At 62.0% G+C, this 20,206-nt stretch carries 16 protein-coding genes; 8 read left to right on the forward strand and 8 right to left on the reverse strand.

The genetic code is table 11. The features are described 5' to 3' along the window. Nucleotides 1-231 precede the first annotated feature (231 nt). Genes VGN12_24455 through VGN12_24465 form a run of 3 tightly spaced genes read left to right on the forward strand, consistent with a single transcriptional unit; the run spans nucleotide 232 to nucleotide 5,214 of the window. Nucleotides 232-3,342 (forward strand): organic solvent tolerance protein OstA, encoded by a 3,111-nt coding sequence (locus tag VGN12_24455; protein HEY4312624.1) that lies wholly within the window; start codon nucleotides 232-234, stop codon nucleotides 3,340-3,342. 16 nt (nucleotides 3,343-3,358) lie between these two features. Then, nucleotides 3,359-3,742, forward strand: coding sequence for a diacylglycerol kinase (locus VGN12_24460; protein HEY4312625.1), 384 nt, complete (start codon nucleotides 3,359-3,361; stop codon nucleotides 3,740-3,742). Between the two features lie 32 nt (nucleotides 3,743-3,774). Next, a complete protein-coding gene (locus VGN12_24465; GenBank protein HEY4312626.1) occupies nucleotides 3,775-5,214 on the forward strand; it encodes a neutral/alkaline non-lysosomal ceramidase N-terminal domain-containing protein in 1,440 nt (479 codons plus the stop codon). A gap of 42 nt (nucleotides 5,215-5,256) precedes the next feature. On the opposite strand, the gene VGN12_24470 is transcribed toward VGN12_24465, so the two are convergent. Next, nucleotides 5,257-5,655 carry a VOC family protein gene (locus VGN12_24470; GenBank protein ID HEY4312627.1) on the reverse strand — a complete coding sequence of 133 codons (399 nt, stop codon included), beginning with the start codon at nucleotides 5,653-5,655 and terminating at the stop codon, nucleotides 5,257-5,259. A gap of 282 nt (nucleotides 5,656-5,937) precedes the next feature. Here VGN12_24470 and VGN12_24475 point away from each other — a divergent pair, with 282 nt between their 5' ends. Both VGN12_24475 and VGN12_24480 read left to right on the forward strand, forming a co-directional pair. After that, nucleotides 5,938-6,639 (forward strand): hypothetical protein, encoded by a 702-nt coding sequence (locus tag VGN12_24475; GenBank protein ID HEY4312628.1) that lies wholly within the window; start codon nucleotides 5,938-5,940, stop codon nucleotides 6,637-6,639. Between the two features lie 187 nt (nucleotides 6,640-6,826). Beyond that, a complete protein-coding gene (locus VGN12_24480) occupies nucleotides 6,827-8,524 on the forward strand; it encodes a thiamine pyrophosphate-binding protein (GenBank protein ID HEY4312629.1) in 1,698 nt (565 codons plus the stop codon). 32 nt (nucleotides 8,525-8,556) lie between these two features. Here the strand turns inward: VGN12_24480 and VGN12_24485 are convergent, their stop codons facing one another. Then, entirely contained in the window at nucleotides 8,557-9,069 is a 513-nt protein-coding gene (locus tag VGN12_24485) for a HEAT repeat domain-containing protein (protein ID HEY4312630.1), read from the reverse strand. A 202-nt stretch (nucleotides 9,070-9,271) separates the two neighbouring features. Here VGN12_24485 and VGN12_24490 point away from each other — a divergent pair, with 202 nt between their 5' ends. Next, on the forward strand, nucleotides 9,272-10,657 hold the full coding sequence (locus VGN12_24490; protein HEY4312631.1) for a PhoPQ-activated protein PqaA family protein: 1,386 nt from the start codon (nucleotides 9,272-9,274) through the stop codon (nucleotides 10,655-10,657). A gap of 11 nt (nucleotides 10,658-10,668) precedes the next feature. Here VGN12_24490 and VGN12_24495 read toward each other — a convergent pair whose 3' ends face one another. Both VGN12_24495 and VGN12_24500 read right to left on the reverse strand, forming a co-directional pair. Further along, nucleotides 10,669-11,685: a FliM/FliN family flagellar motor switch protein gene (locus tag VGN12_24495; GenBank protein HEY4312632.1), complete on the reverse strand. Its 1,017-nt coding sequence runs from the start codon at nucleotides 11,683-11,685 to the stop codon at nucleotides 10,669-10,671. A gap of 69 nt (nucleotides 11,686-11,754) precedes the next feature. After that, nucleotides 11,755-13,029 carry a glutamate-5-semialdehyde dehydrogenase gene (locus VGN12_24500; protein ID HEY4312633.1) on the reverse strand — a complete coding sequence of 425 codons (1,275 nt, stop codon included), beginning with the start codon at nucleotides 13,027-13,029 and terminating at the stop codon, nucleotides 11,755-11,757. 433 nt (nucleotides 13,030-13,462) lie between these two features. Here VGN12_24500 and VGN12_24505 point away from each other — a divergent pair, with 433 nt between their 5' ends. Both VGN12_24505 and VGN12_24510 read left to right on the forward strand, forming a co-directional pair. After that, a complete protein-coding gene (locus tag VGN12_24505) occupies nucleotides 13,463-14,890 on the forward strand; it encodes a hypothetical protein (protein ID HEY4312634.1) in 1,428 nt (475 codons plus the stop codon). 140 nt (nucleotides 14,891-15,030) lie between these two features. Next, nucleotides 15,031-16,416: a DUF1501 domain-containing protein gene (locus VGN12_24510; GenBank protein HEY4312635.1), complete on the forward strand. Its 1,386-nt coding sequence runs from the start codon at nucleotides 15,031-15,033 to the stop codon at nucleotides 16,414-16,416. A gap of 46 nt (nucleotides 16,417-16,462) precedes the next feature. Here the strand turns inward: VGN12_24510 and epmA are convergent, their stop codons facing one another. Genes epmA through epmB form a run of 4 tightly spaced genes read right to left on the reverse strand, consistent with a single transcriptional unit; the run spans nucleotide 16,463 to nucleotide 20,108 of the window. Further along, nucleotides 16,463-17,449 carry an EF-P lysine aminoacylase EpmA gene (gene epmA / locus VGN12_24515; protein ID HEY4312636.1) on the reverse strand — a complete coding sequence of 329 codons (987 nt, stop codon included), beginning with the start codon at nucleotides 17,447-17,449 and terminating at the stop codon, nucleotides 16,463-16,465. After that, on the reverse strand, nucleotides 17,446-18,282 hold the full coding sequence (locus tag VGN12_24520; protein ID HEY4312637.1) for a metallophosphoesterase: 837 nt from the start codon (nucleotides 18,280-18,282) through the stop codon (nucleotides 17,446-17,448). Before VGN12_24520 ends, epmA begins: the two co-directional genes overlap by 4 nt. A gap of 16 nt (nucleotides 18,283-18,298) precedes the next feature. Next, nucleotides 18,299-19,063: a VIT1/CCC1 transporter family protein gene (locus VGN12_24525; GenBank protein ID HEY4312638.1), complete on the reverse strand. Its 765-nt coding sequence runs from the start codon at nucleotides 19,061-19,063 to the stop codon at nucleotides 18,299-18,301. A gap of 19 nt (nucleotides 19,064-19,082) precedes the next feature. Then, a complete protein-coding gene (gene epmB / locus VGN12_24530) occupies nucleotides 19,083-20,108 on the reverse strand; it encodes an EF-P beta-lysylation protein EpmB (GenBank protein HEY4312639.1) in 1,026 nt (341 codons plus the stop codon). Between the last annotated feature and the right edge of the window lie 98 nt (nucleotides 20,109-20,206).

Below are 20,206 nucleotides of genomic sequence, written 5' to 3' on the forward strand. Positions count from 1 at the left end.
TTTTCCGGAAGTTCACGTCTCGTAAGAAGTTTCGTTCAGTTTCGCGCGATTCAAATCGTCGCGTGAAGTTGAGAGTCGCGCGCTGGCGTTCGCCTGGCGCGCGGCGAGGTTGCAACTCTGCTGACAATTTCCGCCTTCACCTCATCGCCGAGCTTACGCTGCGCGCGACGCGGATGCGTTGCGTGCGCTGTCGTTGCGCGCCTGGCGCGCGTTCTCGCGACGCTCGCTTTGATGCTCGTAGCACTCGCGGACATTGCGCACGCGGCAGGCGACGTCGATCTTCCACCGCCCGATCCGGCCGCCACGATTCGCGTCGATGCCGATTCCGCGGATCATTGGCAACAAGGCTCGCACGAAGTGTGGGTCATGCACGGGCATTGCGTCGTCGCGCAAGGATCAACGCGCGCCACCGGCAACGAAGCGGTCGTGTGGATCAAGCGCGACGAAGAAACTGCCGAACCGACCAACCGCGTGATCGCCTATCTGGCCGGCGAAGTGGTCGTCGACTCTGGCGGCGCCGCGCCTGGGACCGACGGCAAACCAGCCAATGGCTTCGTTGATCAGGATTGGCTCGGCGAATTCGAATCCACCGGTCCCGTCACGATGAGCGTCACCAATCCGGGTGGCGAGCCATTGGTCAAACCGGCGCTGTATCGTCGAGCGCTCGCGCGTCGCAACGGGCAGGATGATTCAAATATCCAGCAAGCTCAGTCGAGCATGCCTGGCGGCTTCAGCACGACCACGCCGGGCCAGACCGGCTTCACATCCAATCAGCCGGTGTACGTTGCACAGAATGTGCTACCTGGCGATCCTCCCGCCCCCGGTCCCGGTGTTCCCGCGCCTGGATTGCGCCGCATCCAATTCTTCCCACGCAGCCGCGTTCTGTACGACGCTCGCGCCGAAACGAATCCCGAGCGCAACGAGACCGTCATCCAGATGCGCAAGGGCGTAAACATCATCATCGACAATCTGCCGAATTTCGGTGCGCTGGATATCTCGGCCGACAACATCGTGATTTGGACCTTGGGCACCGTCTCGACCAACGGCGAGAACATGCAGCCCGAGAACGTGCCGCTGGAAATCTACATGGAAGGGAACATCGTGTTCCGCCAGGGGCAGCGCACGATCTACGCCCAGCGGATGTATTACGACGTCCGCAACCAGGTTGGCACGGTGCTCTCGGCCGAGATCCTGTCGCCGGTGCCGAAGTTCGCGGGCAATATGCGTCTGAAGGCAGACATCCTGCAGCAGACCGGTCCCGGGCGCTTCGTCGCCACGAATGCTTACTTCACGAGCAGCCGTCTGGCCTTGCCCGGTTACCGCTTGCAAGCCAAGAGCATGTTGTTCGAAGACAATCAGGTGCCGGTTGTCGATCCATTCACCAAGCAGCCGCAGGTGGATCCGGCCACCGGCGAGGCCGTCACGCAGAGCGACCGCACGGTCACCAGCCGTAGCAACCTGATCTATATAGAAAATGTGCCGGTGTTCTATTGGCCCGTCATTAAAAATGACGTCGAACAGTCGAACTTCTATATCCGCCAGGCGCGATTCAAGAGCGATCACATCTTCGGTCAGCAGTTCCTTATTGATTGGGACGCCTACCAGGTTTTCGGGCTGAAGCGGCTGCCGGGCACGGATTGGACGTTCAGCACCGATTACTTCACCGCGCGCGGCCCGGCGGCGGGCACCGCCTATCGTTGGCGCGGGTCCGAATTGTTCGGCCTCGAAGGTCCCTACAACGGTTTCATCGATGCCTGGGGCATTCACGACCACGGCGTCGATACGCTGGGCAGCGATCGTATGAATTTGCTGCCGGAGCCCGATCGCGACAATCGCTACAAGATCCTGGGGCGACATCGCCAGTATCTGAATAACAATTTCCAACTGACCGGCGAATTCGGTCTGATCTCGGATCGCAACTTCCTCGAACAGTACTTCGAGCGCGAATGGGACCAGAGCAAAGATTACGACACCGACCTGATGCTCAAGCAGTACCGGGGCAACTCGACCTGGGACATCATGGGCAGTGCCCGTGTCAACGACTGGTTCACGCAGACGCAATGGTTGCCGCGGCTGGATCATTACCTGATCGGCCAGGACGTGCTCGACGACCGGCTCACCTGGTACGAGCACTCGAGCCTGGGCTATGCCAATATGTTGATCGCGGCGCGGCCGACCGATCCCAGTGAAATCGCCAAGTTCAATTGGTTGCCGTGGGAAGCGAACGTTCACGGAGGGCGTTACTTCACGACTCAAGAAATCGATTTCCCCTTCGACGTGGGGGCGGTGAACTTCGTCCCTTATGCGTTGGGGCAGTTGGCTCACTGGGATGAAACGCTGCAGGGTCCGCAGAACTTCCGCGAACCTGACGGCGCTATGAATCGCGCGTACGGCCAGTTCGGTGTGCGCGCGACGCTGCCGTTCTGGAGCGTCGACCCGACGATTCAAAGCTCGTTATTTAACGTGAACGGCATCGCCCACAAGGCACTGTTGGACGTCGACGCTTCGTGGGCCGGCGCCACGCAGGACTTCCAGAACCTGCCGCTGTACGATCCGATCGACGACGACAATATCGAAGCCTTCAACCGCCGCTTTGCCGTCAATACGTTTAACTCGAATGTCGTTCCGGCCCAGTGGGATCCGCGGTATTACGCGTTGCGCTACGGCCTGGCCAGCGACGTGACTTCGCAATCTCCGGAAATCGCGGGCAACATGACCGCTATCCGGTTGGGATTGAAGCAGCGCTGGCAGACCAAACGCGGCCTACCGGGAAATCAGCACATTATTGATTTGATCTCGTTCAACCTTTCGACCAATATTTTCCCGCAGGCCAATCGCGACGATTTCGGCCAGGTCGTCGGCCTGACGCAGTACGACTTTACCTGGCATGTCGGCGACCGCGTGACATTGCTCTCGGATGGAATTTTCGACTTCTTCAACGGTGGACAGCGGATCGCCACGATAGGCGGTTTCATCAATCGGCCGCCGCGCGCTAGCGTTTACGTGGGCTTCCGCTCGATCAATGGCCCAGACATCGCCAATGCATACACGCCGGTGAATAGCGAAGTGCTGATTGCGTCGTATAGTTACCGCATGAGCGAAAAATGGATCTCGTCAGCCGGCGGTACGGTGGACGTAGCCCACAACGGCAACATCGGCGAGCAGTTCATGCTGACGCGCGTCGGCGAGTCGTTCTTGATGAGCGTCGGCGGCAACGTCGATGCCAGCAAGAAAAACTACGGTCTCAGCGTGATGGTCGAACCGCGCTTCATGCCGCGCAACACGCTCGGCCGCGTCGGCGGCGCACAAATCCCGCTGGCGGGCGCGAACGGTTTGGAATAGCAAGGGGGATCGACCGATGGCAAAACGCGAACCCGCCGCCGGATCGTGGATTCGAAAATTCCGCTGCGCATTCCGTGGCGTCAAGCTGGGCGTGCGCGGCGAGAGCAGCTTCTTCGTCCATTTCTTCATGGCCGCGGCCGTGCTGGCGGCGGCACTCGCGCTGCAAGCGACACTCGTCGAGTGGTGCCTGTTACTGCTGTGCGTCGCGGCGGTGCTGACTGCCGAGATGATCAACTCGGCCCTTGAACGGCTGGCCTTGGCCATCGACCAGCGCCCCAATCCCCACATTCGCGACGCGCTCGATATCGGCTCGGGCGCTGTTCTCGTGGCATCGATCGGGGCCGCGATCGTCGGCATCGTGATCTTCTTGAACCGCCTGGTGATCACCATGAACTGGTGAGCGTGCCGCTTCGCCGTGCTACAATCGCGCGGATGAAAAACTCGTTACGCCCGCGCCGCGTTGAGCGTCTCATTTGCTTGCGATGCGATTTTTATATCCTGCTCGCAACGTCGCTCGCTACTCTCTGCGCCCATTCGAATGCCGTGGCCTCTGCGGCTGATGACACGAAGACATGGCAGGCCGGCATCGCTCGGGTCGTCATTACGCCCGAGCATCCTATGTGGCTGGCCGGCTACGGCGGGCGCAATCGGCCAGCCGAGGGAAAGGAACACGACCTGTGGGTCAAGGTCCTCGCGCTGGAAGATGCCTCGGGCCGTCGCGCGGTTTTGATCACCAGTGACCTGCTGGGCTATTCACGCGTGATGTTCGAATCGATCCGAACGGCGCTCAAAGAGCGGTGCGATCTCGATCCGGCGCAGGTCATGCTCACCGCGTCGCATACGCACAGCGGCCCTGTCGTGCGCGAGTCACTGCTGGATTACTACCCGCTCGACGATGCAGAAATGGCGCTGGTCGAAACGTATTCGCAAAAGCTCGAACAACAAATCGTCGACACGGTATCCGCGGCGATCAAGGATCTGAAGCCGGCCACGCTCGAAGCGCGGCGCGGGACTGCGACATTTGCCGTCAACCGGCGCGCGAATCGCGAGCCAGAAGTGGCCGACCGTTTGGCCCGCGGCGAGTTGCTCGCCGGACGTGTCGATCACGACGTGCCCGTACTGACGGTGCGGAACACGGCAGGCGAATTGCAAGCGATCGTCTTTGGCTACGCGTGCCACAACACCACGCTCGACTGGTATCGCTGGTGCGGCGACTTCGCCGGCTTTGCCCAGGAGAAACTCGAGGCCGCGCATCCCGGCGTGACGGCCATGTTCTACACTGGTTGCGGCGCGGATCAGAATCCCCTACCGCGGCGCACCGTGGACCTGTGCCGTAAATATGGACAGTTGCTGGCCACTGGCGTCGAAGAAGCACTGACCGGCTCATCACGCGAACTCGCGCCGACGCTCAAGACCGCGCTGTCCGAAATACCGCTCAAGTTCGAGCGCAACAGTACGCAGGAAGAGATCGATCGCTACGCAACAGCCGACGGCATCCGCGGACGCTGGGCGCGGCGCTTGCTCGCGAGGCAACAAGCGGGCGAGAAGTTTTCGCAATCAGTTCCGTACACGATTCAAGTCTGGCGGCTGGGAGACCAACTGTGGATCAGCCTCGCCGGCGAAGTCGTGGTCGATTATGCGTTGCGTTTCAAGCGCGACTACGGCGATCAAATCTGGGTCACTTCATACGCGCATGATTTGCTGGCCTATATCCCCTCGCGCCGCGTCTGGGACGAAGGGGGCTACGAAGGTGGCTCGCTGTACGAATACGGCCTGCCCGCCGAACGCTGGGCCGATGATGTCGAGGACCGCATCACCCTGGCCGTCGAGAGTCTAGTGCAACAGACGAGTGAATCTCGCAATCGCGAATAACACGGGCGGCTGGAATTTGATCCTCTGCAATGTCGCGGCCTGTTACATCAACTGCGACGGCGCGTATTGCCCGACTTCGATGTGATGGCCGTCCGGGTCGCGGAAAAAAATCTGCTGGCGTCCCGTTTGCGCGACCGTATTCTTGCGAAACGGGATGCCCTGTTCCTCCAGGCGATGCTCGACCGTCGCCAGGTCATCGACCTCGAAGGCTAAATGCCCTTCGCGCGTCTGGATCGGTCCCTCGGGGTCGGGAATGGATTCGTTGACGATCAAATGAATTTGCAATCCGTAGTTGAACAACCAGGCGCCGGCGAAATCGAAATTCGGGCGAACGATCTCTTGAAAGCCCAGCACATCCCGATAGAAGGCCTTGCTCTGGTCAAGATGCTTGGTCAATCGGCCGACGTGGTTCAACGAGCGGATCGGCAGGGCGACAGTCATCGGGGCCTCGGGCAATGCGTCAGGGGTTGGCGGTTATTGGTGGCCGGTGATTGGCGCGCGGGCGCCGCCGACGACCTTGCAGCGCAATATAGCCAGCCGCGATCCCCCCTGCGAGCACGCCGAGAGGGCTGCTATCAACCCGGCGGCGCGACCTCGGAAGGGCGGCAAAGCCAGTCAGATGGCCAGAGGTGCCGATTTTCTCGTCTGTACCGATAATTCCGCCGATAAGACCCCAAGGCTACCGAAATCGATTCATCGAATTCTTGAGGGGGGATTCGTGCAATGAAGCGTGTACTGCTGGGCTTTAGCCTGGTGTGCCTGTCATTGGGCGCGCCGGGATGTTGTTGTTGGCAAGGGAGCGGTTGGTCGCCGTGTGCTTGGCCCGGCTGTGGCTGGGGCGACTCCTGCGGCGGTGGTGATTGTGGTGGCGGTGGGTGCGGTGGCGGGTGTGGCGGAAAAGGGGGCTGCGGCGAGATTTATTGGGGCGATTGGTGTACCGGCAACCCGCATTGCTCGACCTGCGATGGTTGCGGCAACTGGGTCGGACCTCCTTCGCCCGGTGGCAACGGACTCGGTCCCGACACGTATTCACGCGCTCATCCTTATGGCAATCAGGTCGTGCGCAGCGGTCCGCCGCGCAGCCAGAGCCAAATGCAGATGCAGTCGCAGATGGCGCGCCGTTCGCCGCCACCTGAGTATGCTCCGAAAATGGTCAAGCGCGGCCCACGTTCATACAACGGCCAACCCCGCATGCAAGGCCAACCGCAATATGCACAGCGCGGTCCGGTGCAGGAATACGAAGGCGCGATTCAGCATCTCGGCACGACCGATCGCCTGGTCAAGCCGGCGACGCTGCCCGGTCGCAGTTCGTCGAGCGTGAGTTCCGTAGCTCGCCGCGACGAGCCGACGTTGGCCGAGCCGCAGCTCGACGATGTCGAGCAGCCGCAAGTGCGCCGCACTTCGCAACGTACCTACGTACGTTAAACGTAGCGGCGGGCCACGGCCTGCACGTGTTCGATATTAATCGCATACGATCTGTCGCCGAGTCAGCAGGTAGCACCGGGGAGTGCTACACTGCTGACCCGGCGATTTGCTTTGACGTTTCGGTCGCGTACACTGAGCCGCAATCGCCTCGCACGATTCGCCCACTCTGGCTCCAGTGGTACACGTCATGGGTAAAAGCGGTATCCAGGCCTTTCTCGATATGCTCGCCGACCTCGGCGTGAAATATCTCTTCGGCAACCCCGGCACGACCGAGCTGCCGCTGTCTGACGCCCTGGTTGACGACCGGCGCATCCAATACATCCTCGGCCTGCAAGAAGTGCCTGTCGTCGCGATGGCCGACGGCTACGCCCAGGCCTCGCGATCGCTGGGCGTCGTCAACCTGCACATCAGTTGCGGGCTGGGGAACGCGATGGGCATGCTCTACAACGCCTATCGCGCCGGCACGCCGCTGTTGGTCACGGCCGGGCAGCAGGACCGCCGCTTGATGTTCGAAGAGCCGATCCTGTGGTCCGACATGGTGCGCGTCGCCGAACCGTGGATGAAGTGGGCCGCCGAAGTCCATCGCGTCGAAGACCTGCCGATCGCGATTCGCCGCGCCGCGCAGGCCGCGCTAACGCCTCCTACGGGACCGGTCTTTCTCTCGCTGCCGATGGACTTGCAAAGCGAAATCGCCGAGCTGGACCTGACCAAGGCCAAGCGGCTGGACGTCCGCGTGCGTCCGCCGGTGGCTGCTCTGCGGCAGGCTGCCGAGGTCTTAGGCACGGCGCACAATCCCGCCATCCTCGTCGGTAGCCGTACAACCGAAGCCGACGCCGTGGCTGAGTTGGTCGCCGTGGCCGAGCGCATTGGTGCGCCCGTGATTTCCGAATCGGGTACGACGCACGGCCGCTTAGGTTTCCCGGCGGATCACCCGTTGTCGGCCCCTGGGTTGCCGATCTGGTCTCCCGAAGTTCGCGCGCGGCTGGCCGACCACGACGTGATCCTGGTCGCCGGTATGGACCTGTTGCGGTTGTATGTCTACTTCGAGCCTGCGCGGGCGATTCCCGAGCATGTGAAAATCGTCCACATCGATCAGGACCCGTGGCAAATCGGCAAGAATTATCCCGTCGAAGTGGGGCTGGTCGGCGACTTGAAAGTCGGCCTCGCCGAATTGGCCGAGCTTTTGCAAAAGGGTATGACCGCGCCCCAGCACGAAGCAGCCAAGAAACGTGCCGCAACAATTGCCGACACGCACGGACGCGCCCGCGCGGCGCTCATCGAAGAAGCCAAGGGGCAACGTGCGCTGCGACCGCTGACACCGCTGACCTTGATGTCCAGCGTGGCGCGCGTCTTGCCGCCCAATGCCGCGGTGGTCGAAGAAGCTGTCACCACTACCGGCACGTACCTCGAGCGATTGGCGGCACTCAAGAATACGACGGGCTACTTCGGACATCGCGGTTGGGCCCTGGGATGGGGCCTGGGATGCGCGATGGGAGTGCAACTCGCGTGGCCCGAGCGTCCGGTGCTCGCGCTATTGGGCGAAGGGGCTTCAATGTATGGCATTCAAGGATTATGGACGGCCGCCCGCTATAAGCTGCCCGTGACATTCGTCATTTGCAACAACGCGCAATATCAAATTCTGAAAGTCGGCGCCGCACAAATCGGTCTGCCGGCGGCGCGCAGCGGACGTTTCGAAGGGATGGATATTGCCGAACCCGAAATTGATTTCGTCAGCCTGGCGCAATCACTCGGCGTGCCGGCGATGCGCATCACGGATCCCGACGAACTCGAATCGCGGCTGAAGGAATCATTCGCCACCGACGGGCCGCGGCTGTTCGACGTGCCCATTCAACGCGGCAGCCCACCGCGACTGAACTATGGCTAGTCCGCCCGCGCGAACAAACGCGAGGCCGCGAACTAGGGATGCGGATTGATCGGCGTCGTGGGAACGACTGTCGAAGGGCGCGTCGAAGCCGAGTCGATCAACCCGATTAGCGCCGGTACCGCGGATGCCGCCGCCGGACCGACCTGACCGAGAGCGCGAGCGGCCGCCTGGCGAACGTCATCGTCCGGATCATCCAGCCGCGCAACGAGCGCCGGTACCGCTTCCTTCGCCTCGGGACCGATGCGCGCCAATGCTCGTGCCGCCTCGGCGCGAACGCGCGGATTAGGATCGTTCAGTGTCGAGATCAATGTCGGCACGGCGTTTTCGCCAATCCGTCCCAGGGCATCGACGGCCGTTTCCTTGATTCCCCAGGGCCGATACAGATTCGGCATCAAGCCGGGCTGCGGAGCCAATAGATTCTGCCGCGGCGCTTCGGCCACGGCCTGCATCTGCCGCATTTCGTCCGAGGTCGGCTTTCCCTTGTCCGAAGTTGCTTTGCCGCAACCGCCGGCCAGCAGGACCAGCATCGTTGCGGTCACGAGCATGCTTGGCGCCCAGGGTCGTTTTACTCGAAGCGTGTTTGCGTTGGTCATAGGTCGGCTCTTTCCACGCCCGGGGCGGGTTGTCCCGCCCGTGGCTGGCAAATTATGATGGGTCTGTCGATCCCCCGCTTTCCTTCCCGCGCCCCTCCCCCTGCGTCAGGCGGCACTCAGGCGCACGAGCATCAGCGTTCGAGGACCCACGGTCGTGAAAATCTGCTTAAAGCTTACCATCTGTTTTACGCTAGTTCTCGGGGCCGCGCAGACCGCATTTTCTGCGGAAAAAGCCGCAAATCCAGGGCCGGATCAGGGTCCGTTGCACACCTACGTCAAGCAGGCCGACGACAGCTTTAAGTGGGAAAAACGCCAGGAAGGAAAGGTCGGCAAAGCCACTTGGGTCGAACTGATTCTCACCTCGCAACATTGGAAGGACACGCACTGGAAGCATCAGTTGTTCGTCATCAAGCCCAGCGAGGTGGAAAATCCCGGCCAGGCGATTTTGCTGATCGACGGTGGCGCCTGGAAAGACGAGTTGGCCAATGCTCCAGAGAGCGACAAGCCCGGCAAGCTGCCCCAAGAGGCGGCTCTCCTGGCCCAGGTCGCAGAACGTGTGAAATCCCCGGTCGCCGTGCTGAAGCAGGTGCCGAATCAACCGATCTTCGACGGACTGACCGAAGACGGCGCGATCTCTTACACGTTCGAACAATTCCTCAATACGCGCGATGGCACCTGGCCACTGTTGTTGCCGATGGTAAAAAGCGCCGTGCGCGGCATGGACGCGGTACAGCAGTTTGCCAAACAAGACTGGTCGCTCGACGTCAAGAACTTTACGCTCACCGGCGCTTCGAAGCGAGGCTGGACGACGTGGCTGACCGCTTCGGTCGATCCTCGGGTGAATGCCTTTGCGCCGATGGTGATCGACACGCTAAACATGAGCGCCCAGATGAAGTTGCAAATCGACAGCTTCGGCGAGTTTTCCGAACAGATCCAGGACTACACCAAGCGCGGGATTCAGCAGCAGGGTGCGAGCGAAGCCGGCCAGCTGTTGGAAAAGATCGTCGACCCCTACTCGTATCGCAGTTTGTTGACGCAGCCGAAGGTGATCTTGCTGGGCACCAACGATCGCTACTGGCCGCTCGAGGCGTTGAACTTGTACTGGCCCGACCTGAGTGGCGAGAAGCACATCCTATATGTTCCCAACAACGGTCACGGCCTGAATGATTTCACGCGCATCATCGGCACGGTCTCGGCTCTGCATCGCCAGGCCGCTGGTGGCAAGAAGATCGCCAAGCTCTCTTGGCAACTGACAGATGACAACGACCACCTGACGCTCAGCGTCACGGCGAATGAAAAGCCGAGTAAGGTTTCGGCCTGGCTCGCCACGTCCGAGTCGCGCGATTTCCGCGACTCGAAATGGGCAAGCCAACCCACGACCGAGGTCGACGGCGCCTATCGCTACGAATTGCCCCGGCCGAAGAGTGGCTACGCGGCGATCTTCGGCGAAGCGGTTTTCGACGCCGACGCGCAGCCCTATTTCTTATCAACGAACGTGAAGGTCATCAAAGCCAAAGACGGCGACGACGTCGCGCGCTAACGCGGCAGCCGCTACGACAGGGAGTTCGGCGCATCGAGGCGCTCTTCGATGCACAGGGCACGGCGCCCTTTGAAGGCTCCTGGCCGGGCGTGAAATCGCGGGATACCGTCGACCGAAACCACCAGCGGACTTTGTACACCGGTGTCGGTCGTGATGATGTCCCCCACGCGCAAGTCCGCCAGCTCGCGGGCCGTGACTCGAACGGTTGCCAACTCGGCGACCAATTCCACGGTGCCGGGCATGCACGAGCCTGACATCGACGGCGCGGCATGCGAAGGTCCGGCGAGCGGAGCGCCGGCGGGGTTTCCCAGCAATCGATCGCGCCATTTCTCCAACGATCTCGAAGGAATGCAAAATCGCACGGGGCCGGTCGCGTCGGCGATCGTCAATTCGCATTCCACCACGACGACCAGTTCGCTGGCGGCGGCGATCGTCGTTACGGTTGGTTGAGTCTCGATCTTGGACAATTCAAACGTCAGAGGCGCTACGTCGCGCCAGCCGCGTGATAGCGCGTCATTCCACGGTGTAATGACGCGCGATGCGAGCCGTCGCTCGATATCCGTCAGCGGGCGATCGGGCGGTGGCGATGCATCATGGCCGCCTCCCAGCAATCGATCGATGATCGGAAACATGACACGCGGGCTGATTTCCAGCCCCACGTTCGCCCCGAATTCGTCCGCCCTGATCACGCCGAAACAGGTCGGCTTCTCCAGACGGCGTATGAACTCGGCGCAGGTTACCTGATCGACGCGCGTGATATGCATCTTCACGGCACTGCGAACCAGCACCGAAAGCGCCGCGGAAAAATCGCGAGCCACGGGTGCGTGCAACGATTCGAGCGCACGTAATACGGCCGGACCGATCCGCTCGGCATAATGAAAATCGAGCGACGCCGGGGACCTGCCTGCGCTATCGCCGCGCCGCAATGCCGCCGCTTGGCCCGCCGGAGGCGCGACCCTACCTGCCGAAGGCTGAACACTGCCCAACAGGCTTGCGACTTCCGCCTGGCTGAGATTCTCCCCACCCACTTCGTTCACTCCTTGAAACCGTGGTGGTTAGCGCTGCGAAGCGCTACGACTTGCGGTGCGACGCGCGGGTCATTCCCTGACCTGGCCGCTGCCGAACACGACGTATTTGTAGCTGGTCAATTCTTTCACGCCGCACGGACCGCGGGCGTGCAATTTGTCGGTGCTGATGCCGATCTCGGCCCCCAGCCCGAATTGGAACCCGTCGTTAAATCGCGTGCTGGCGTTCACCATCACGGCCGCGCTATCGACCGCCGCGGTGAAGCGCCGGGCCGCGTCCAGCTCGCGCGTTACGATCGCGTCGGTATGCTTCGAGCCGTAACGATTGATGTGCTCGATCGCCTCGTCCAAAGTGTCGACGACACAAACCGAAATGATCGGGCCGAGATATTCCGCCGCATAGTCGGCCGGGGTTGCCTCGCTGGCACTAGCAATCCGATCACGCGTGCGCTCGTCGCCGCGAATCTCGATTCCGTGCGCGGTCAACTGCTGAGCAGCGGCGGGCAAGAACTTTTCGGCAACGCCCGCATGTACCAATAGTGATTCCAGCGCGTTGCACACTCCCATCCGCTGACACTTGCCATTGATCAAGATTCGCTCGGCCATCTCCAGATCGGCCGAGGCATCGACATATAAATGGCAATTGCCCGTAAAATGCTTGATTACGGGCATCTTGGCATCGGCCACGACGCGACGAATCAGCCCTTCGCCGCCGCGCGGGATGGCAACGCTGATGTATTCATCAAGCGCCAGAAAGTGTCCCACGGCTTCTCGATCCGTGGTCGAAACGAGTTGCACGGCATCGGCCGGCAACCCAACGTCGGCGGCCGCTTCGCTCAACAGGTTGGCGATCGCGCGGTTCGAATTCGCGGCCTCTTTACCGCCGCGCAGGATCACGGCGTTGCCGCTCTTCACGCAAATCGCTGCCGCGTCGGCAGTGACGTTGGGGCGCGATTCGTAAATAAAGAACACGACGCCTAGCGGCACGCGCACCTTGAGAACTTCCAAACCATTCGGACGAATGCTCGACTCGATCACTTCGCCAATCGGTTCCGGCAGCGCCGCAACTTCCTCAAGACCCACGGCCATCGATTCGATCGTCTTTGGCGACAGCTTTAACCGGTCGACCTGGGCCGGGCTCAAACCAAAGCTGGGAGCCGCTGCCAGGTCCAAGGCGTTCGCCGCGGCCAACGTCTTGCCGCGCGTTCGCAGTAGCTCGGCCGCACGTCGCAGCCATAGCTGCTTGGCCTCGCCCGAGACCACCGCCAGTTGCTGGCTGGCCGCGAGCGCGCGACGGGCCACGTCGAGCGTGTAGGTGCGCAAGTCTAAGCGTTCAGCGGTGGCCATGGGGAAAGTCGCCTAAGTCACTGCGAGAAAAGAGGTTCCGGCCGCAGTTCCGTGCCGCCCAAAAGGCCAGAATCCACCCAGCAAGTATCGCCCAATACAGGACTTGAGTCAACGTCGACTCACCTGGGCTAGCGAGGCGATTTCACGGCGAAAGGTTCGTTAAATGGCGTCGAAATTCGTGCTGGCGCGACGACTACAAACTCGGCGAAAAGGCGCCGAGACAGTTTGCCGAGACAGAAGTCAGGGGGGCAGGTTTCCCTGATCTTTACCTGGATGGGGGTGTGGGCTACGATCCCCGCCCGGCAAATACATCTGCGAAGGCGCGATCGCTGTCCCCGGCGCGAGGCAGACGAATCGCTTGCACTCATTCTGGTGACCGATGCATGTGTGGCTAGAGACCGTAATTCGTGCCCTGCGACGGCCGGCAGTCGTGATGAGTCTGTTCGCCGCGTTATTGGCAACGCAGATTGTCCCGTTCTGGGCACCCACGCCTGATGGCGCTGGCTATCTGTCGATCGCGCGCAGTATTGCGCATGGCGGCCCGGTCGAAAACATGGGCTCGCCCAAGTTGCACTACGCCCCCGGCTATCCGCTCTTGATCAGCCCTGCCTTCTGGTTCGGCGATCGCCCGTTCTTGCTCCTGCAGGTTTTGCAGTGGCTATGGGCCGTGGCATTCATGTTGGAAGTCTATCGTTGGGCGCAGCGCTGGATGGCTGGCAGCGAGCTCTGGATCACGGCGCTGACGATGTCGAATGTCAGCCTCTGGATCCACGCCCGCACGACGATCAGCGAGATGCCCTTCATGGCCTTGTTGGTGTGGACGGCCAATGCCATGGATCGATTGTCCGAAGAGAAAACGCCGCGCGGCGCCGCGTACTGGTCGCTTTTAATTGCTGCGCTGACCGTGGCATTAAGTATGATCCGGCCGGTGGGCATTTTGGTTTTGACCGGATATGCGGTCGTCGTCTTCCTCAAGTTGCGCCGCGGCGAGATGTCCTGGCGGCGCGCGATCGGGACCATGTTCGCGATCGGAACGCCTGCGGCGGTGGCAATCATGGCGCTGTTGGTCTACGAAGCGCGGAACGCGGCCGCGACCGGCGTCCGTGGCGATCCCACCTATTTGCACGAATTTCGAGCAGACGATATGCCGCTGCCGGTGCAATTGCTGGAAGGAGTTCGCGTGCGCGCGAGCGAAGTCGGTCGGCTACTCGTCCCCGGCATGAACAAGTCGTATGCCAAGCCGTTCACGTGGCTGAACGCCAACATGCTGATCTACATCCCGCTCTTTTTCACGATGGCTTGGGCGTGGTGGAACGTGGCGGGCGAAAGCGGCAATACCTTGTTGTTCATGTTGCCGTGTTATCTGGCGTTGTACATCGTCTATCCTTCAGACCAGGGAACGCGCTACCTGTTGCCGCTGCTGCCAGTGCTGGTCGCCTGCTTGTGGTGGTTCGTGTGGTATCAAACGCGGCACCGCACGCAGATCCTGACAGCCTTGGTCGTGGCGCACCTGCTCGTGGCCTTCGGCTACAGCACCCATTCCACGTTGCGGCTGGCGCGGCTCAACGACGAGTGGCGGACGATCGATTCATTCGCCTCGATCATGAACCGTGACACGCGCCCCTCGGTTTGCTGGAACGCCCCCTTCGGCATTCGCGAGTTGGAAATGGTCGCCACCGACCGGTGGTGTGCCGAATTGCGCGGCGCGGATACGGCTGTGCCCCCAGAAGCCGGTTGGATCGTCACGGCCGCGGACTCGCCCAATTGCCCGGGCTTCGTCGAGCGTGCTCGCGAGGGGGACCTGAAGTTGCTCGCGCGGGTGCAGCACGTTTCGCAGTTTCGCAGCAAATCGCCACGTTAAGACGCGAGATTGGCAACCGCCACCGGGCCGGCGAATTTGAATTCGTCCGCCGGTCGTGTTATCTCTAAGGGCTGTTTCCTGCCCGCGCTGCACGCCCACAAAAGCGGCGCGACCTCTCGCCCCCGACTGCGCGTGGTGCGATGTTAACATTTGCCGATAGCGCCGGACGACTTGCTCGCCGCGGATTCTTGCGCGCGGGCGCATTGTCACTCGGCGGATTATCGCTGCCTGGCTTGTTAGCGCATGCCGCGGCTGACCCGCAACGCTTGCTCACGGGCCGGTCGGTCATCTTTCTGTTCTTGCACGGCGGACCGAGCCAGTTCGAAACGTTCGACCCCAAGATGTCCGCGCCGGCCGAGATCCGTTCGACGACGGGCGAGATTCCGACCGCGATCCCCGGTCTGACGTTCGGCTCGTCGTTCCCGAAGCTCGCGCAGCTCGCCGATCGCCTGACGATCGTGCGCTCGTTCACAACCGGCGACGCACGTCACGACATCAAACCGATCGTCAGCCGGCACACTGGAGGCGCGAATCTCAGCTCTTACTATGCCCGCGTCGCTGGTGCTACCGACCCCACGAGCGGCATGCCGCGCACGGCGCTCTTGTTCCCGCGTGCCGTCAATACAAGTGCCGGTCCCGAGCAGACGCAATTCGGGCGCTTCGATTCGACGGGCGCCCTCGGTTCCGGCTGCGCCCCGTTCGTCCCCGGCGCCGGCGGCGATCTGCAGCGCGACATGCAGCTCAACTTGTCCATCGATCGACTCGATGACCGCCGGGCATTGCTTGGCGAACTTGATCGCGTTCGCTGGCTGTTCGACGCGACTGGCCAGGCCGGCTCGCTCGACAAGCTGCGCGAGCAGGCCTTCAGCAGCGTGCTCAACGGGGTGTCGAAAGCTTTTGACCTGGCGCGCGAAGAACCTCGCGTCATCGAACGATACGACACAGCCCCGTTGGTCCAGCCCGACCAGATCGATCGCAAGTGGAAGAATTACGAACACTACTGCGACAATGCCAAGTCGCTGGGCAAGCTGCTGCTACTGGCGCGTCGGCTGTGCGAGGCGGGGGCCGGTTTTGTCACGGTGACCACCAATTTCGTATGGGACATGCACGCCGACGTCAACAACGCCCATTGCGCCGAAGGAATGCGTTACATGGGCCCGCCACTCGATCACGCCGTGTCCGCGCTCGTCGAGGATCTTCACCAGCGTGGGCTCAGCGACCGCATTCTGCTGGTCTGTTGCGGTGAAATGGGGCGCACGCCCAGGCTGAACGCCCACGGCGGCCGCGACCACTGGGGCAACCTGGCCCCGCTACTACTGGCCGGTGGCGGATTGCGGATGGGACAAGTGATCGGGCAGTCGACCCGCGACGGCAGTCAGCCGCTGACCGAACCGATCAAGATTCCGAACCTCGTGGCCACGATTCTCGAGCGGCTCGTCGATCCGGCCGAACTACGACTCGTGCGCGGCATGCCGAACGAAGTGGTGCAAGCCGCCACGGCCGCGCCGATTCCCGGCCTGCTGTAATCGATTGACTTTCTTTCCGAGGATCGCGGTACCGGCGTGTCGCCTGCTACGCCCGATCAAACGGAAAGGCGATCACCTCTGCAATCGTGCGTGCGCCCGTCGCCAGCATCATGACGCGATCGAAACCGAGCGCCACGCCGCAGGCTGCGGGCAGACCATAATCCATCGCCGCTAGTAGCCGGCTTTCCTCGGGCAGTGTCGGTTTGCCATCGGCGGCGCGGTTTTCGTTGTTCTCACGATTCCGTGCGCGCAGCACGGCCGGATCGAGCAACTCGTGATAACCGTTCGCCAACTCCACGCCACGCACGTAAAGCTCAAAGCGTTCGGCCACCGCCGGCGGGCCGGGTCGCACGATCGCCAGTGCCGCCTGCGTCGGCGGATAGTCGTGCAGAATCACGGGCGTCTCAAAACCTAATCGTGGTTCCACAAGTGAAACCAATAGCAGATCGAGCCACGCATCACGATCGGTCGCGTCAAGACTTTCCGGCGCCGAGATTCCCTGCTGCCGAACGGCTGCGCGCAGTTCGTCCGGGGTCGCCGCATGCGGATCGATGCCGACAAACTTTTCGAACGCCGCTTGATAAGTCAGCAATTCCGCCGGCGGCGTGTCGAGCATCGCGTGGCAAAGATCATCCAGGAATTGCATGCCCACGTGCATTGAGTCTCCGCGGCGATACCATTCGACGATCGTGAACTCGGAATTATGCCGATCCCCGATTTCCTCACGGCGAAAGGCACGCGTCACCTGATAGATCGCCTCGCCCCCGGCGGCCAGCAGTCGCTTCATGCCGAACTCTGGGGACGTCTGCAGCCAATACTTCTTAATCGCCCGCCCGTCGGCATCCCCTGCGACAGGAACACAAAAGGGATCAAGAAAACGATCCACAACCGTATCGGCCGACAGAATCGGCGTCTCGACTTCGAGAAATCCGTTCTTTGCAAAGAACTCGCGCAGGCGGGCCAACAGAGCCGCGCGACGGCGCAATATCTCCCAGTTCGCTGTCGGGCGCCAATCTTCGCGGTTTTCACTCATCGTGCGGGCTCACTCTCGGTGAACTTCCCGCGGTCATCGACTTCGAACACGCGCTCGATCGACGGCGATCCGTACTCGGCACCGCCGGTCAGCACGCGAATATTCGGCGCCGGCCGGGCTTCGCCTCGCCCATGCGTGTGGCCGCATAGGACGATCAGTTCGCGCGCCGGGAAATCGCGCATGACTAACAACAACGCGTCCCCCATCGCCTGCGACGTGAAATGCGGCAGCCATTCGTCGTTCGAGATTTCCCCCTGGTGCCAACACGACTCACGAAATGGTGGTACGTGCGTTACCAACACGACGCGGGTAAATCGCTCGAGCGCCGTCGGCAGGACGTCGCGAATATGAGCAGCTGCGGCATCTGCCTCGGCCATTAGTAGCGGCCAGCGGGCTTCCTTGCTCATCGAAGCGAATTCCGCGATCAGTCGGTAATCGTTCATCATCACGAGCGACCGCTCATAGTCCCCCAGTCGCGCGTCGGCCCAACCGTCGTGGCCAACGAGTCCCGTATCGGGCGCCAGGGGAATCGGATCCGCGCTGCTGAGCCAGACCAGTCGTGGCTCGCGCCGGCAAAGGTCCGTCACCGCAGCCCGTACTCCCGCGATCGAGCCGTGGTAAAAATCGTGGTTGCCGAGCACGAAATAAATCGGGCCGCGCAACCGGCCAGCAATCCACTCGAGATAATCCACGAGATTTTGCGATTCGGCGATGTCGCCGCTAATCAGAACCGCATCGGCGCGGACCGCCGCGACGCGCGTCAGATACCCGTCGACGGCGTCGCCCGACAAAAAGTTCAGGTGCAGGTCCGTAAGCCAGGCAATGCGTGTCATGCGAATTCCCGGCCGCTTAGGCCGCACCCACACTTTGCAGCGCTACGCCCACCGCATAGCTCAGCGCGGCCGTTACGCCGCCGATGACCAGCGTCTCGAACCCGGCGCGAACGACCGGTTCGTCAAGGACCAGTCCGCGCGCGATGCCTACGCCCAGAAACGCCACGCCGGTCGCCGCGGCGCTTGTGCCGAAGATGGCCGCGGGGCTGCCGCCGATACCCAATAAAAATGGCAACAGCGGCGTCAACCCCACGACGACAAACGAGACAAAGGTCGACGCCGCCGCGCGCAGCGCGCTCGGTGACTCGAGCCGTAGCCCCAATTCTTCGGTCAGCATCGTATCGACCCATCGCTGCCGATCGGTCGTGATCACCGAAACGATTTCGTCAAGGATGCGTCCTTCGAAACCCTTGGCGGCGAAAATTTGGCGTACCTCTTCGCGCTCGCCGTCGGGCACCTGCTCGACGTGCATCTCCTCGATGCGCCGCGCGCGATCGACAAGCTGGCGATCTGTTTTGGTGCTCAAGTAGTTGCCGGCCGCCATGCTGAAACCATCGGCCAACAAGTTGGCAACTCCCAGCACGATCGCCACGCCACTGGGCAGCCCCGCTCCGGCAACACCCGCAACCACGGCGAACGTCGTCACGGTACCGTCCATGGCGCCCAGGACAAAGTCGCGCAGATAGCTGTGCTCGGTCGCGGATCGCAAGCGGCGCCGGATCGCCGCCGGCGTATGCTCGGCATCGAGTGGATCGGCGCGTCGCGCCTTCAGAAAGCTCATGGTGTACTCGGCGCTTGCGCTACGCGATGGCAGTTTTGCTTGATTCCCCAGGCAGCTCGCGGACATAGCGCGGAACTGCATAACCCGGCAGGCGCGCTGTGAGCTGTGCCATCAATTCACGTCCACGCGACACAGGAACCTCGAAATGCGCGCCGCCGGCCACCGGATCGAGTTGGTGCAAGTAGTAAGGCATCACGCGCAGATCAACGAGTCGCTCGCACAACGCGGCCAGCGCCTCGACTGAATCATTGACGCCGCGCAGTAGCACGGCCTGGTTCAATACGACAATGCCCGCGTCAACAAGCTGCCCAAAGGCAGCGGCCACGGCGTCGTCCAGCTCTGCGGAGTGGTTTGCATGTACGACGACGATTGGCGTCAGGCGGGTGCCGGTGAGCCAGTTCAACAACTCGCTGCACACGCGGCCGGGAATCATGATCGGCAGTCGGGTGTGAATGCGCAGCCGCCGCAGATGCGGGATTGCGGCCAACCGCTCGGCCAGGCGCGCCAGAAAATCGTCGACCATCACCAGCGGATCGCCGCCAGAGAGCAGCACCTCGTGCAGGGAGGAATCTTCTTCGATCGCGCGGAAGGCCGGCTCCCACGCCGATAGCGATTTGGGCGCTTCCTGATAAGGAAAGTGCCGACGAAAGCAGTAACGGCAATGCACAGCACAGGCGCCGGTCGTGATCAACAAGGCCCGGCCTGGATATTTTTGTAACAAGCCCGGCGTTCTTTGAGCCGCTCGATCATCGACCGGATCGGTCGAGAAGCCCGGCACGATTTCCTGCTCAGCCAGCACCGGCAAAACCTGGCGCAAGAGTGGGTCGTGGGGATCACCCGGCCGGATGCGCGACAGGAACTCGCGCGGCACGAACAAGGGAAAATCGCCCGCCGCGGCCAGGGCTTGCGCGGCGAAATCGGCTGGTAAGTCGAGTAACCGCACCAGCTCGTGCGGGTCGCGTACCGCCTGCCGCAGCTCGCGCCGCCAACATGGCTCGGCCGGGGGGGAGTTGGGGCGGACAGAATCGGTCTGGATCGCTAAAATGGTCGTTTACCTTTTATGAACCAAGCCTGCTCGGGGGAGCTTTCCTCGCCCAGGCAATCGTAGCATACCCCCCCACCCATTCGCGACAAGACAGGACG

The sequence above is a fragment of the Pirellulales bacterium genome, assembly GCA_036499395.1.
Lineage (GTDB): Bacteria > Planctomycetota > Planctomycetia > Pirellulales > JACPPG01 > JACPPG01.

Coding starts and splice junctions, on each gene's coding strand:
- VGN12_24455 (HEY4312624.1), top strand. CDS start 232: ATGCTCGTAGCACTCGCGGACATTGCGCACGCGGCAGGCGACGTCGAT.
- epmA (HEY4312636.1), bottom strand. CDS start 17,449: ATGAGTGAAAACCGCGAAGATTGGCGCCCGACAGCGAACTGGGAGATA.
- VGN12_24485 (HEY4312630.1), bottom strand. CDS start 9,069: ATGCTCGTGACCGCAACGATGCTGGTCCTGCTGGCCGGCGGTTGCGGC.
- VGN12_24465 (HEY4312626.1), top strand. CDS start 3,775: ATGAAAAACTCGTTACGCCCGCGCCGCGTTGAGCGTCTCATTTGCTTG.
- VGN12_24500 (HEY4312633.1), bottom strand. CDS start 13,029: ATGGCCACCGCTGAACGCTTAGACTTGCGCACCTACACGCTCGACGTG.
- VGN12_24520 (HEY4312637.1), bottom strand. CDS start 18,282: ATGACACGCATTGCCTGGCTTACGGACCTGCACCTGAACTTTTTGTCG.
- VGN12_24510 (HEY4312635.1), top strand. CDS start 15,031: ATGTTAACATTTGCCGATAGCGCCGGACGACTTGCTCGCCGCGGATTC.
- VGN12_24525 (HEY4312638.1), bottom strand. CDS start 19,063: ATGAGCTTTCTGAAGGCGCGACGCGCCGATCCACTCGATGCCGAGCAT.
- VGN12_24475 (HEY4312628.1), top strand. CDS start 5,938: ATGAAGCGTGTACTGCTGGGCTTTAGCCTGGTGTGCCTGTCATTGGGC.
- VGN12_24505 (HEY4312634.1), top strand. CDS start 13,463: ATGAGTCTGTTCGCCGCGTTATTGGCAACGCAGATTGTCCCGTTCTGG.
- VGN12_24470 (HEY4312627.1), bottom strand. CDS start 5,655: ATGACTGTCGCCCTGCCGATCCGCTCGTTGAACCACGTCGGCCGATTG.
- VGN12_24460 (HEY4312625.1), top strand. CDS start 3,359: ATGGCAAAACGCGAACCCGCCGCCGGATCGTGGATTCGAAAATTCCGC.
- VGN12_24480 (HEY4312629.1), top strand. CDS start 6,827: ATGGGTAAAAGCGGTATCCAGGCCTTTCTCGATATGCTCGCCGACCTC.